Origin of the sequence: Schleiferilactobacillus harbinensis, assembly GCF_008694105.1 — a bacterium.
GTDB lineage: Bacteria > Bacillota > Bacilli > Lactobacillales > Lactobacillaceae > Schleiferilactobacillus > Schleiferilactobacillus harbinensis.
In genome coordinates this window covers 1,581,642-1,594,250 of record NZ_CP041364.1, presented here as the reverse complement: position 1 = coordinate 1,594,250, position 12,609 = coordinate 1,581,642, and the positions used below count along the sequence as shown (strand labels likewise).

Sequence of the window (12,609 nt, the reverse complement as noted above, 5' to 3'; positions counted from 1 at the left end):
TGAGAGGGGTACTTTCTCATGAAGTATATCGTCGATGCCATTATGTACATCGTCAATCTCGGCCCCACCGTCATGATCCCGATCGTTATGCTGATCTTCGGGCTCTGCATGCGGGTGCCGTTTGCCAAAGCCCTGCGGGGCGGTTTAATGGTTGGGATCGGCTTCATCGGGTTGAACGCGACTGTGTCCATCCTGACCAGTGTCATGAATCCGGCGATTAAGAACATGATTGCCATTGCCCATATCAACTTGAAAGTCATTGATGTCGGCTGGCCGTCCGCCAGTGCCATTGCTTATGGGACGGCGGTCGGGGTTTCTATGATTCCCCTAGGCATTTTGATCAACATCATCATGCTGCTCACCCAGACCACTCAGACCATCGATGTGGATATCTGGGATTTCTGGCACTTTGCTTTCAGCGGGTCCTTGGTTTATCAATTGACCCACGACATTGTTTTGAGCCTGTTCCTGGCTTCCGTCAACATGATCGTGATCATGGTCATTGCTGACCGGATGGCGCCGTTATCTGAAAAATACTTAAGCCTGCCCGGGATTTCTATCCCCCACGGCTATGCCGGTTCTTTCGTGCCCAGCGCTATTGTCATTAACTGGATCCTGGAGCGGATTCCCGGCGTGAACAAAATTCACTTGAACGCCGAAGACTTCAACAAGCGCTTCGGTGATTGGGGTGAGCTGACCCTGCTGGGCTTCGTCATCGGCTGTATTATCGGGGCCATCGCCTATGCGGCCGCGCCGGGGGTTAACGTCGCGGATAAGATCGGCAAGATCCTGCTGATGGGCGTGACCCTGTCTGCGGTCATGGTCATCACGCCGAAGATGGCTGCTTTGCTGCTGCAAGGGGTCATACCGGTTTCTAACGCCATCACGGGTTGGACTCAGAAGAAGTTCTCCGGCAAACGCAAGCTGTACATTGGGATGGATACCGCCGTTGGGATCGGCAGTCCCGTCGTTCTGGCCTGCGCGACCTTGATGATTCCGGTGGCCTTGATCTTTGCCTTCATCCTGCCGGGCAACCAATTCCTGCCCACCATCGGGCTGGTCGGCTTCGTCTTCATGTTCCCGCTGATCGTTTCCGTGGTCCACGGCGACTTCTTCCGGTCCTTCATCATTGGGGCAATCAACGTTATTCTGGGTCTGTGGATCGGCACCAACCTGGCGCCGTTGATCACGAAGGCCGCTCGGGCCGCGAAGTTCCCGATCCCCAAGGGCTCTTCTCTGATTTCCAGTATTGACCACGGTTCCGACCCGTTCCCTTGGTTGCTGGTGCAAGTGGCCAACTACAAGTGGGTGGCCTACATTCTGGGAATTGCCCTCTGCGCGGTATTGGTTCTCTGGAATCGCCATCACATCGTTGCCGACGCCAAGACTGGTTCTGCCAAGGCCAATGCGCAATAATATAGACGGCAGTCAGTGCCATCAATAAGAAAGGTGTTCATAATTATGAAAAAGATTCTCGTAGCCTGCGGTGCCGGTGTGGTCACCAGCACGATCGCCATTGGCAAATTACAAGAAGAGTTAGATAAACGCGGTGTGCCTAAAGATGAGTACAAAATCGACCAAGCCTCGATCCCCGAGGTACCGTCCATGGCCGATGACTACGATTTGGTCATCACCACCACCCAATACAAGAACCCCAATGGCAAGCCTGTCACTAACGGCCTGCCGTTCCTGACCAATATTGGTCTGGATCAAACAATGGATGAAATTATCAAGCATCTGGACTTGAAGCCCACCAAGTAATTTCTTCTATCAACAAGTAACACCCAGTCGTCGCATTCGTGTGATAACTGGGTGTTTTTGTATGCCGCTGTAGCCCTGCCGGTGCCGACGCCCTTGGTTGGCTGCTGATTGCCAGTGGGCGAAGCGCTTCGTTAGACTGATATTAGATAGAAAAGCGATGGCTTCTCTATTCAGCAAGACGAAAGCGAGGTGAGGGGATGCGTTCAGGGACGAAAGTCATCTTAACGCTCATGGGACTAGTGGCCTTAATCGCGCCATTAATACTGCTGGTGCTGGCGGCACCGGCAGTGTCCTGGCTGATGCCGCTGCGGCGGTGGCTGAGTGATCAGGCGTGGTTAGGCACCACCGCGGCGATCCTTAGCCTATGGACACTGGTCTATCTCTTGGGGGCGATGTTGCGGATACTCTTCAAAAAGGCGACGACCGATCAATTGACCTTTGCCACTAATCAGGGGCAATTGCACATTTCGGAAACGGCAGTGGCGAACACGGTGGAACGGGCCGTCGTTGCAGAACACCCGGTGACTCGGGTGGACGCCCGCGTGGCACTGCTCGATCGGGGCCAAAAAGCTCGGGTCACAGTACAAGCGTTCACCCACCACGACCAGGGTCTGAAGCAATTGGGGGCCGACATCGAACAGACGGTGCGGGACAAAGTACAGACGACCTTGGGGATTCCGGTGGAAAGAGTACGGGTCACCGTGGCCCCGGGCAAATCCGCTAACGCCCGGGTGATCTAGGGACAGAAACGGAAAAGGATGGTGAAACCAATGAGTCGCGCCATGAAATATGCCTTGATTGGCGGTCTGATCACGACGGCCATCATTCTGGCCGGATTCTGGTCAGCCCTATTGATTGTTGCCGTTGCCGGTATTTGCTGGGTGATCGGCGCTTTCCAAAGCGGGGAGATCTTGCCAGTGCTGAAACGCATTCAGCAAATGCTGCAAACGAATTGAGTCAGCAAGTGACAGAAAGCAGAGGTGCAGGGGAATGGATGCAACGCAAGACGCAGTAACCAAGACACCCATGGTGAGCACGCTGAGCTTTGCCGATGGGGTCATTACTAAGATCGCTGGGGTGGCGATCCGCGAGGTGGACGGGGTGCTGGCCATGACCGGCGGCTTCTTGGACGATATCGCAGATAAATTCCGCAATCAGGTCGACTTGACCAAAGGCATTAGTGCCGAAGTCGGAGAGAAACAAGTTGCCATTGATGTGGATATTGTCCTGGAATACGGGCGTGATGCCCAACAGATTTTCCAAAAGATTTGCGATCGGGTCCGGGACCGGATCGAGGGGATGACCGGACTCACCGTCGTGGAATTGAACGTCCACGTCAGCGACGTATTAACTCGAGAAGCGTGGCGCAAGCAGGCCACAGATAATGAATTGGCGCGGCAGAAGAAGCTGGCCGCCCAAGGTGTGTAGGGACAGAAACGAAAGGAAGATGTTAAATGACCACAGCAACGATGGACAACAAGCAAATGACCGGCGTGAACAAGGAACTCTCCTTCAATGACAATGTAATTGCCAAGGTCGCTGCCCACGCGGCCAGCGACATCGAGGGCGTCTTGGATCTCAAGGGCAGCATGATGGATAACATGACGAATATGTTCACCTCCGGCGATACCCGCGGGGTCAGCGTGGATGTATCTGATGACGCTGAAGTCGCCGTTTCCTTTGAAGCCATTCTGGAATACGGCAAGAGTGCGCCAGCCATCTTCGACCGGGTGGTGAACACGGTCTGCAAGACGATTCCGGAACTCACGGGGTTGAAGGTGACCGAGGTTAAGATGAACGTGAAGGACATGCTGACCCGGGAAGAATGGACCGAAGAGACTAAGAAGAACGACGACGATACCCACAAGTAACCATTTGTAGAACGTTGACCGCTCGTCAGCGTTCTTTTTGCTGTGTTTTGCGGTGCGCCAGACCGTTGTGCGTACCGGCCAGCAGGGGTGCAGCTCAGTTAGGAAAAGTTTAGTAAAATTACTTGCGGCGTGCAAACAAATAACGGATACTTAAAAGGCAGCTGTTTTTAGGGATTTGGCTTCTCTTTGGCTTAATCTTTGTGAATACTCGTCTAGGAACCCTTTTACAGCGGGTGCCTACCAACTTTCGCTAAACTATTTTGTAAAAAATAGAATAACCTCCGTTATTCACACTTTGTTCATAAACATCCGTTAGTATAGAGAACGGTTGAGATAGAACTTAACCACCCCAATAATTCAACTTTTTTCATTTCCTTCCCCCCAAGTGAACATGAAAAAAAGACTGACGATCCCCCAATCGTCAGCCACCCTTACTCCTTTTACCGCTGGTCCCCCAACCAGCGGTTTTTTTGTACACAGAGGGCGCAGGCCGACGGTTAGCGGCGTAGGCATAAGGAGCAGGATGCAGAAAACCCGCACTTAGGTTTTATGCATCCTGCTCCTTATGCCCTAGCCGCTGTCGGCCGGAGCCCGTTTAGGAGGAGAACGCCACCCCCTAGCCGCTGTCGGCCGGAGCCCGTTTAGGAGAAGAAGCCGCGACCGGCCCCATCCCTTTTAAAGAAAGCCTCACCCCCGCCACCCTGCCCCAAATGTGTCAATAATGTAAGACCAATCGCATCGAATCAGTTTCGTCCTACCCCCATTTCTGCTAGACTGGTCCCATGAGTAATAATTAAGCGGCTCATTGGAAGGTAGGTATGATTTATGGCAGATACGACAGACTACGCCGCCAGTGTCGAGCATTTATCCAAGAAGATGCACTACGTTCAGATCTTGAAGGATGTGACTTTTTCTGTGGGTAAGGGCCGCATCCTGGGTCTTTTGGGACCAAACGGGGCCGGCAAGACGACGACGCTGCGGATCATGGTGCATTTGATGCGCCCGACCAGCGGTACGGTGACCATCATGGGGGAAGATGTTGAAAAGAACTTCACCAAGGCCATCGCCCACGTCGGGGCAATGATCGAAGCGCCGGAGTTCTATAATTATCTGACCGGCTTCAAGAATCTGCGCCTCCTGGCAGATATGAGCCGGAAACAGATCAGCAATGAAGATATTAACGCAGTCTTAAACCGCGTCGGTTTGGCCAATCATGGCAATGCCAAAGTCAAGACGTATTCTCTGGGAATGCGCCAACGGTTAGGCGTTGCCCAGGCTATTTTGCACAAACCGGAAGTGTTGTTGCTGGATGAACCGATCAATGGCTTGGATCCGGCGGGCGCCCATGATTTTCGGACGCTGATGAGTGATTTGCGCGATCAAGGCACAAGCATTGTCATTTCCAGCCATATCTTAAGCGATATTCAATCTCTGGCTGATGATTTGGTGGTCTTGCAGCACGGTCAGGTGACGTACCAGGGGACCATGGATGAGTTGATTTCCCACGGCACCAACCACTTGACCTTGATCACCGCCAAGCCGGACGACACGGTCGTCATTTTGCAAAAACTGCAAATGCGCTATACCCGCAAGGCCGATACCTTTGATATTGAGGTACCTGCTGGCGATCCCCATGCGTTCCAGAAGCAGCTGGCTGAAGAATTGTTCAACGCCGGCATCCCGGTCACGACGATGCAGCTGAAGCAAGCCAGCTTGGAAGAGAGCTTCTTGGCGCTGACCAAAGAGGAGGGGGAGAAAGCCAATGTTTAATCTATTTCGCAATGAATGGCGCAAACTTTGGGCGAAGAAGTCATCTTGGATTCTGTTGCTGATCGCAGCGGTTATCTCTGGTCTGACCGCTTGGGGCGCCAAGGCGTTGAACACCAGCTTCACAGTTGGGACCAACGGTGCCGCAACTGGCGGCAGTACTGGCGCAATCAAGGCCGCGGATGCTTTTTCCTCGATCTTTTCCAGCGGGGCCGCCTTTGTCGTGATTTTTGCCATTGTCATGACGGCCATCATCATTACTGAAGAATTTGCCAAAAACACGATCAAAATCTTACTGACTCGGCCGTATTCCCGCCATGCCATTCTCTTTTCCAAACTGTTAGCGAGCTTTGCATATCTGGTTGTTTCACTCTTGGCCATCTACGTAGTCGCTGCACTCTTTACCGGGGCGTTCTTTGGCTTCGGCGGCTTGGATAAAGTGGTCGGCCATGGGATGAATTCTTGGCTCTATGGCCTAGCTGATGTCGGGGTGAATGTGCTCAGCAGTATGTTCTACCTGTCGATGGTTTTTGTGCTGGCAGCAGGGATGCGGTCCCAAGGGCTGGCCATCACGTTCAGTATTCTGATGCAACTGGTGCTTGGTATCTTCAGCGGTCTATTGGACGTGCTGATGACGACTAAGAAGTGGTACTGGATCAAGTGGAATCCGTTCAATTTGATGGCTTATAATCCGTTATCCAGTTCGCAAGCAACCGGGGCGGCGGCCCTGAATGTTTGGGGCTGGCTGATTGGCTTAGTGATCTATATTGCAATTTTCTACCTCATCGCCGACTACATCTTCAACCGCCGGGACGTTTCCCTTTCCTAGCTTGCGCCACGCCCCATTTCCGAGTATTCTGTTGGGGAATAAAAAAATCGAATAGCAGGGGAGTCGCGTTAGCGGCTGAGAGGCGGGTGTGACCCGCGACCCTTTGAACCTGTCAGATCATGCTGGCGTAGGGAGTTGCGGATGGTAGTCCGCATTCATGTGGTGTAAGGCCCTGGCTAGCTGTGATCTTGACGGCGGTCAGGGCCTTTTGCTATTCCCCAAGGAGTGATTGACAGATGAATGCCAGTGTTGCGATTCAAGTACTGCCCATGTATCCGGATAAGCAGAAAGTGGTAGCCATTGTGGATAAGGTGCTCGATTATATCAAGTCCACCGGCGTCACTTACGATGTCAGTGCCTTTGAAACCAGCTTGGAGGGCGATTACGACCAATTGATGGACATTGTCAAAGAAGTGCCCAAAGTGGCCGTGAAAGCTGGGGCCGACGCGCAGATGGTGTACGTTAAGATCAACTATTTCCCGGAGAGTAAGGGTTTGACGATTGCGGACAAAGTGACGAAGTACCGGGAATAACCGGACGAAAAAATGCGGATCGCCTAAAACTCAGGCGGTCCGCATTTTTGTATCCGGTCGTTACACTGAATGATCCGTGGACTCATCGGTCAGCCGGCCCAGCTCAACCTGGGTGGTGACATGACAAAGATCGTATTGGGACGTGAGCAGCCGGTCGCAGCGTTCCAGGAAGGCGTTGTTATCCGCCATGGTGTTGCGCACCAGATGGACGGTACAGGCGTTCTCCGTCGTACTCAACGGCCAGATGTGCAGGTCGTGGATCTCAATTACACTGGGGATTGCCAGCAGCGATTCCCGCACCTTATCCAAGTCGATATTCTTTGGTACGGCATCCAAGGAGAGCCGGGCGGCGTCCATCAGCAGATGCCAAGTGGTGATCAGGATGATCACCGCGATGATCAGACTGATCGTCGGGTCCAGCCAGTACCAGTCGGTATACAGCATCACGAAGCCGGCAATGACGACCCCGACGGAGACGGCGGTGTCGGCAGCCATGTGGAGAAAGGCGCCGCGAATGTTAAGGTCGTGTTTCTGACCAGAAAGGAAGAGAAAAGCGGTCAAGCCGTTGATCACCACCCCAACAGCCGCCACGATGATCACGGACCAACCGGAGACCGGCGCTGGGTGCTGGATACGCTGCAAGGCCTCAATAATGATTCCGCCGATCGCCACCAGTAAAATGACGGCGTTCAGCAGGGCGGCCAGAATAGACGAGCGCTTGTAACCATAAGTGAATTTCTTGGTGGCCGCGCGCTGGCTGAGGGCCATCGCGGCCCAGGAAATGGCCAGCCCTAAGACATCAGAAAGGTTGTGACCAGCGTCGGCCACCAGAGCGAGAGACCCCATCGCGAGACCGACCCCGCCCTCAATGATGATAAAGGCGGCGTTTAAACCAATGCCCCATTTGAAGGCCGCCGTATGATCCTGCGGCGGCGTGGGTTGAGAATGAACATGGGCCATCATAACACCTGCTTTCTCGAAATATTGCTTCACTAACATATGAATGTATGCTCATGTGTTCATACGTACAGTGTAGCACATCGCCTATTAAAAAACACCGAATAGTGAAAACTATTCGGTGTCAACGTTTATAGGTTTGCGAGGGCTTGGATGCTCAGGTAATTGATCACCAGCATGCGGCGGAAATCGCTAATATTCAGCCACTCGTCTTCCTTATGAGCGATCCCCTTTTGCCCGGGGAAGGAAGGACCGAAAGCGACAATGTTGGGCATACTGCGGGCATAAGTGGCGCCCGTGGTGGTGACCGGTGAACCATCGGTGCCGGTGATATCGGTGTATACCTTGGCCAAAGCCTGGATGAACGGGCTGTGGGGGTCGTGTTTGACCGGGGCCATGCGGCTGGTCACCGTCAAGGCGGCCCCCGCCGGCAGCAGGCCACGCAAGTTGCTGACAATTTCGTCCTCCGTCGTATTTAAGGGATAACGGATGGAGAAGGCCAGAGTGAGGTGGTCGCCAGAAAGCGCAATACGATACGGCGTTAATTGCAGTGCGCCGCTCACCGGATCGGTGAAGCGGATATTGGCGTGTTCGCCAGCAAAGGCCCCCGCAAAGTGCGCTTGATACCACTGGAACAAGTCGCCGGCGCCGCCGGGCAGCTGGGTACCGGCGGCAGTGAGGTGATCTAAAACATTGTCGCCTAATTCTGGCGCGTTACTGGGTGCTTTCTTCCCGTGGAAGTGTTCTTGATGACCATCCGGGAAGGTGAGGGCGGCCCGGTCGGGAACGATGGCCGGGGAGAATTCGCCACTGATGGCGAATTGCGGACCCAGCACGGCAGTGTCGATGGGCCAGGTGATCGCGCCTCGCAGGATGCCCCGTTCGCCGTAGACGACGGGATATTTGCCATCGGGGGTGTAGCCCCAAATGGGCGCGGGCTGCTCGGCCAGGTATTTAGGAATATCCTGACTGCCGCTTTCTTCATTGCTGCCAGCGAGAACGCGGACGGGCCGTTTGAGCGGGGCGCCGTCTTCCGCCAGCCAGCGCAGGGCCCAGAGGGCAGACAACCAGGGCCCTTTGTTGTCCAAAACGCCGCGGCCTAAGAACTGAGTCGGCGTAATCGTTAACTCGAAGGGCGGGGTGTGCCAACCGCTGCCGGCAGCCACCACATCCAAGTGGCCGACGATGCCGACGTAGTCATCCGTGGCGGCAGCTGGCGAACGGTATTCGCCCCAGCCGACGGCGTCCCCAGCCAGGCCGGTGGTCAGGCCGGCTTCTTGGGCAATTTCTAACCCAGTGGTCAACGCCTGCCGGGGGTTGACACCGAAGGGCGCGCGGGGCGCTGCTGGGCCCTCTACGGACGGCACGGCGATCAAGCGCCGCAGGGCGGCGGTAATCGCTGGCCAATCACGGTCCAGCCGCTGTTCAAATTTCTGCTCTAATGGTTTCACGCTTGTTGGGCCTCCAATTCAGATTCCAAATACTGCTGGTCCTGAACCTTGGCAAAGGGATAGTAGATCAAACACCCGAGAATCAAGAGGATAAACTGCAATACCACGCCCCGCCAGCTGCCGGTGGTCAGCCAGCCGGAGAAACCGATGGGCGTCGTCCAGGGCAGATTCACCCCGTTGGTATACGGAATCCAGCCCCAGGTGAAGCACAGGCCGGCAATCAAAGTATTCAAAACGGGCGTGATGATGAACGGCACCGCGATCACCGGGTTCAGGACGACCGGCAAGCCGAAGATGATTGGTTCGTTGATGCCGAAGATCCCCGGCACCAAGGCCAATTTGGCCAGTTCCCGCATGCGCTTGGACTTGCAGAAGAAGAGAATGACAATCAGCAGGCTCAACGTGGAGCCGCCGCCGCCAAAGGTGGTGAACATATCAATGAATTGCTGGGTGTAAATATGGGGCAGAGCGCTGTGCTGCTGGAACGCGTGCAGGTTGTCCTGGGTCAGCACGAAGAAAATCGGTGACCAGACGCTGTTGACCACCGCCGGGCCGTTGATCCCGAAGAACCACAGCAGCGAGGACAGCGTATTATACAGCAGGACGGACGGCAGCGAGTTGCCCACGTCCTTGAGCGGGGCTTGCAATATCGAATAAATAAATTGATATGCGGTGCCGAAACTGGTGAACGTAAAAATCAAGCGGACAAAGAAGAACACCAGAATGACGCAGGCACTGGGGATCAAGGCAGAGAAAGAGGCCGTGACCGCCGGCGGCACGCCATCAGGCATTTTAATTTCCCAATGCCGTTTGACGGCGAAGCGGTAGACTTCCACACTGACGAAAGCAATGACCAGGCCGAGGAAGATCCCGTTGGGGCCGACAAAAGTTGTATTCACGGCTGAAATGGTCTTCTTGCCAACGACCATGGTGGTCGGGGTCAAAATAAAGAAGGAGACCAGGGCCACGATCGCCCCTTGAATCGCATCCACGCCGCGGTTTTTCGCGTAGGCATAGGCGACTGCCAGGGAGGACAGCATCCCAGTAAAGCTGAAGACGGCATTGGATACGGCGGTGAACCAGTCGATCCACCCTTTGCCGAAGACACCGGTCCAGAATTCTTCCCAATGGGGAATGGGGAAGTTGCCCAGGAGCAAGAAGATTGAGGTCACGATGATCAGCGGGGTAATGATCAAGAAGCCATCCCGCATGGATTTGAGCACCACGTTATTGCTCAATTTCACCGCAATCGGTAAGACATGTTTTTCCATCCATTTATTCATGGCATTTTTCGCTCCTTTCCTAAGCTAATGGTGCTTGCCGGCGGGCTTTGTCCGCCGCCAGCCACTCGGCCGTGACCGGTTGAATATCCGGCTGGTCGCCGTTGGGCTGGGCAATATAGATTTGCGTCGGGCCATCGTCCTGGGCCACGGCGAAAGTGAATTCCACATTCGTCGCAATGCCCCAGTCGCCGTCCTGACGCAAAGCAACGTAGGAAAATTCCCGGGGATGCTGGCCAATTTTGGTTAGCCGATCAATGAACGGATATACGGCTTGACGCAGGGCTTCGCTGGCACTAAGCCCGGTGCCCATCAGGCGAACGGTCTCGTAGCTGAGGCTGGCTTTCATCAAGTCTTCCCCCATGCCCGTGGCCGCGGCCCCGCCAATTGTACTGTCGACGTAGTAGCCGGCCCCAGGCAGCGGAGAATCGCCCACGCGGCCGGTGCGCTTCATGAACAGCCCAGAGGTGGATGTACCCACGGTCATTCGGCCCTGAGCGTCCAGCGCGACCATGCCCACGGTATCGTGCCCGTCATAGGGATTCAGGTTCTTGCTGGCTAATTCCTGGCGTTTCTGTTCCCATTTCTGCCCAGCGCGTTCCGTCAGCATGTTTTTCAACTGAAAACCATGGGTACTGGCGTACTCGGTGGCTCCGGTACCCACCAACAGGTTGTTAGCCGGTTCCTGGCTCAGCGCTTGCGCCACCGCGATGGGGTTGGCGATGTCCCGGGCGCCGGCGATGGCCCCTAGGCGGAAGGTATCGCCGTCCATGTAGGCCGCGTCAGTTTCCACCACACCGGCTGCATTGGGCAAGCCGCCATAGCCGACGGATTGGTAATACGGATAATCCTCCACCGCTTTAATCGCGGTTACCAGAGCGTCTCCCGCGCTGCCCCCAGCACGCAATTCGGCCATCGCCGGGGTGATCCCGGTCTCCGCCATGCGCCACGTACCAATCATTGCAATTGTCATTTCTTCCTGCTCCCTTCAATGGATATATGAACAATTATGGCATAGGAAACCGCTTTTGTGGGATAAACCACAAGGATAACGGGTGTTATATTGGGAAAAACGGCATAAAAAACGGGATATGCACAGGTGCGCATATCCCGCTGCTTCCTTTTCCCCAAAAGTTGAACATAGATAGTATAGCGCTTACTTGAGCAAAATGCACGCGCTTTCAATAATTCGTGGTTTGCCGTTCAATAATTTTCGGCACGACTGGCTTCATGGGCTGCTGCGGCTCATTGAGCTGGTTGTACAGATAAGCAAAATCGTTCTCCGCCTGGGCTTCAATATGCAGGTCCACCGTCGTGATGCCCATCAAGCGGCTGATCTCGCTGTTATCCATGCCGACCACCGCCACATCCTGGGGTACGCGGATGGCAGCCTCCCGGAGATGGGCAATAAACGCCGCCGCCACGTAATCCGAAAAACAAATCACCGCATCCGGCCTTTGCGGCGTAGTCAGCCAAACATCGGCCGCTTGGCTGCCCGCGCCGTGCTGGCCTTCATGATACTGAATCCAACTCGTGTCCACGGCGGGGTCTTCAGCTTGGAAGTCCTTCAAGGCTTGCAGCTTGGCCTGGGTGTTGGCGTGGCGGGTGCCGGTGAAGACACTGCCGATGCGCCGGTAACCCTGGGCGGCCAGCCGCCGCAGCAATTGCATATACAGCGGATAATGGTCCACATAAGACGAATAGATGACCGGTGAATCGACCCGCTGCCACGTGGCCAGCGGGCCGAATTGGGTATACGGGGTGAGCCGGTCCCAATGATTCAGCCGAGTGAGCAGGAACGCCGCATCCAGACTGTGATCCATCAGGCCGTTAAGTACCGTCAGTTCCCGCTCGGCGGTTTGCGTGAAATAGACATTCACGTGGTAGCCCTGCGCATCGGCGGCCTTCCCGAAGGCCGTAAGAAACTCGCCGGCGAGTTGGAAATAGTCGCTGATCAAAAAACCGATGATGTGGGTCTGCTGGCGGCGCATATTGCGTGCCGCCTGGCTGGGCACATAGTGGAGCGTATCGATGGCGGCAAGAATGGCCTGGCGCTTTTCTTGGCTCACATAGCCTTTACCGCTGATCACCCGGGATACTGTGGACTTCGATGTCTGGGCGAGCCGGGCAATATCAAAAATAGTCGCAGTTATTTCAAAA

14 protein-coding genes and 1 riboswitch are annotated in these 12,609 nt (G+C 54.9%); of the genes, 9 read left to right on the top strand and 5 right to left on the bottom strand.

The window, feature by feature from the left end:
• The first annotated feature begins 18 nt into the window (after nucleotides 1-18).
• The 9 genes from FMM01_RS08120 (at nucleotide 19) to FMM01_RS08080 (ending at nucleotide 6,761) form a co-directional block, all read left to right on the top strand.
• Complete coding sequence (locus FMM01_RS08120; protein ID WP_150392171.1) at nucleotides 19-1,416, top strand: PTS galactitol transporter subunit IIC; 1,398 nt, start codon at nucleotides 19-21, stop codon at nucleotides 1,414-1,416.
• A 45-nt stretch (nucleotides 1,417-1,461) separates the two neighbouring features.
• Entirely contained in the window at nucleotides 1,462-1,761 is a 300-nt protein-coding gene (locus FMM01_RS08115) for a PTS sugar transporter subunit IIB (RefSeq protein ID WP_027829682.1), read from the top strand.
• Between the two features lie 197 nt (nucleotides 1,762-1,958).
• Nucleotides 1,959-2,501, top strand: a complete 543-nt coding sequence (gene amaP / locus FMM01_RS08110) for an alkaline shock response membrane anchor protein AmaP (protein WP_150392170.1) — start codon at nucleotides 1,959-1,961, stop codon at nucleotides 2,499-2,501.
• A gap of 30 nt (nucleotides 2,502-2,531) precedes the next feature.
• Nucleotides 2,532-2,717, top strand: a complete 186-nt coding sequence (locus tag FMM01_RS08105) for a hypothetical protein (RefSeq protein ID WP_027829681.1) — start codon at nucleotides 2,532-2,534, stop codon at nucleotides 2,715-2,717.
• 34 nt (nucleotides 2,718-2,751) lie between these two features.
• Complete coding sequence (locus FMM01_RS08100) at nucleotides 2,752-3,189, top strand: Asp23/Gls24 family envelope stress response protein (protein WP_146995111.1); 438 nt, start codon at nucleotides 2,752-2,754, stop codon at nucleotides 3,187-3,189.
• 26 nt (nucleotides 3,190-3,215) lie between these two features.
• Nucleotides 3,216-3,632, top strand: coding sequence for an Asp23/Gls24 family envelope stress response protein (locus FMM01_RS08095; protein ID WP_051225499.1), 417 nt, complete (start codon nucleotides 3,216-3,218; stop codon nucleotides 3,630-3,632).
• 825 nt (nucleotides 3,633-4,457) lie between these two features.
• The gene (locus FMM01_RS08090; RefSeq protein WP_027829678.1) at nucleotides 4,458-5,402 is read left to right on the top strand and encodes an ABC transporter ATP-binding protein; all 945 of its coding nucleotides are present in this window, start codon (nucleotides 4,458-4,460) and stop codon (nucleotides 5,400-5,402) included.
• Nucleotides 5,395-6,228, top strand: coding sequence for an ABC transporter permease (locus FMM01_RS08085; protein ID WP_146995057.1), 834 nt, complete (start codon nucleotides 5,395-5,397; stop codon nucleotides 6,226-6,228). The genes FMM01_RS08090 and FMM01_RS08085 overlap by 8 nt, the downstream gene beginning before the upstream one ends.
• A gap of 46 nt (nucleotides 6,229-6,274) precedes the next feature.
• A riboswitch (TPP riboswitch) is annotated at nucleotides 6,275-6,379 on the top strand.
• An 85-nt stretch (nucleotides 6,380-6,464) separates the two neighbouring features.
• Nucleotides 6,465-6,761: a thiamine-binding protein gene (locus FMM01_RS08080; protein ID WP_027829676.1), complete on the top strand. Its 297-nt coding sequence runs from the start codon at nucleotides 6,465-6,467 to the stop codon at nucleotides 6,759-6,761.
• A gap of 60 nt (nucleotides 6,762-6,821) precedes the next feature.
• Here the strand turns inward: FMM01_RS08080 and FMM01_RS08075 are convergent, their stop codons facing one another.
• The 5 genes from FMM01_RS08075 to FMM01_RS08055 form a co-directional block, all read right to left on the bottom strand.
• Nucleotides 6,822-7,721, bottom strand: a complete 900-nt coding sequence (locus FMM01_RS08075) for a cation diffusion facilitator family transporter (protein WP_027829675.1) — start codon at nucleotides 7,719-7,721, stop codon at nucleotides 6,822-6,824.
• Between the two features lie 128 nt (nucleotides 7,722-7,849).
• Nucleotides 7,850-9,169 carry a M20/M25/M40 family metallo-hydrolase gene (locus FMM01_RS08070; protein ID WP_186810234.1) on the bottom strand — a complete coding sequence of 440 codons (1,320 nt, stop codon included), beginning with the start codon at nucleotides 9,167-9,169 and terminating at the stop codon, nucleotides 7,850-7,852.
• Nucleotides 9,166-10,452 carry a PTS sugar transporter subunit IIC gene (locus tag FMM01_RS08065; RefSeq protein WP_150392169.1) on the bottom strand — a complete coding sequence of 429 codons (1,287 nt, stop codon included), beginning with the start codon at nucleotides 10,450-10,452 and terminating at the stop codon, nucleotides 9,166-9,168. Before FMM01_RS08065 ends, FMM01_RS08070 begins: the two co-directional genes overlap by 4 nt.
• A gap of 19 nt (nucleotides 10,453-10,471) precedes the next feature.
• Nucleotides 10,472-11,422, bottom strand: coding sequence for a glycosylasparaginase (locus tag FMM01_RS08060; RefSeq protein ID WP_150392168.1), 951 nt, complete (start codon nucleotides 11,420-11,422; stop codon nucleotides 10,472-10,474).
• Nucleotides 11,423-11,630: 208 nt separating this feature from the next.
• Entirely contained in the window at nucleotides 11,631-12,581 is a 951-nt protein-coding gene (locus FMM01_RS08055) for a LacI family DNA-binding transcriptional regulator (RefSeq protein ID WP_223850052.1), read from the bottom strand.
• Nucleotides 12,582-12,609: the final 28 nt, after the last annotated feature.

Coding starts and splice junctions, on each gene's coding strand:
- FMM01_RS08060 (WP_150392168.1), bottom strand. CDS start 11,422: ATGACAATTGCAATGATTGGTACGTGGCGCATGGCGGAGACCGGGATC.
- FMM01_RS08065 (WP_150392169.1), bottom strand. CDS start 10,452: ATGAATAAATGGATGGAAAAACATGTCTTACCGATTGCGGTGAAATTG.
- FMM01_RS08090 (WP_027829678.1), top strand. CDS start 4,458: ATGGCAGATACGACAGACTACGCCGCCAGTGTCGAGCATTTATCCAAG.
- FMM01_RS08085 (WP_146995057.1), top strand. CDS start 5,395: ATGTTTAATCTATTTCGCAATGAATGGCGCAAACTTTGGGCGAAGAAG.
- FMM01_RS08075 (WP_027829675.1), bottom strand. CDS start 7,721: ATGGCCCATGTTCATTCTCAACCCACGCCGCCGCAGGATCATACGGCG.
- FMM01_RS08105 (WP_027829681.1), top strand. CDS start 2,532: ATGAGTCGCGCCATGAAATATGCCTTGATTGGCGGTCTGATCACGACG.
- FMM01_RS08115 (WP_027829682.1), top strand. CDS start 1,462: ATGAAAAAGATTCTCGTAGCCTGCGGTGCCGGTGTGGTCACCAGCACG.
- FMM01_RS08095 (WP_051225499.1), top strand. CDS start 3,216: ATGACCACAGCAACGATGGACAACAAGCAAATGACCGGCGTGAACAAG.
- FMM01_RS08080 (WP_027829676.1), top strand. CDS start 6,465: ATGAATGCCAGTGTTGCGATTCAAGTACTGCCCATGTATCCGGATAAG.
- amaP (WP_150392170.1), top strand. CDS start 1,959: ATGCGTTCAGGGACGAAAGTCATCTTAACGCTCATGGGACTAGTGGCC.
- FMM01_RS08100 (WP_146995111.1), top strand. CDS start 2,752: ATGGATGCAACGCAAGACGCAGTAACCAAGACACCCATGGTGAGCACG.
- FMM01_RS08120 (WP_150392171.1), top strand. CDS start 19: ATGAAGTATATCGTCGATGCCATTATGTACATCGTCAATCTCGGCCCC.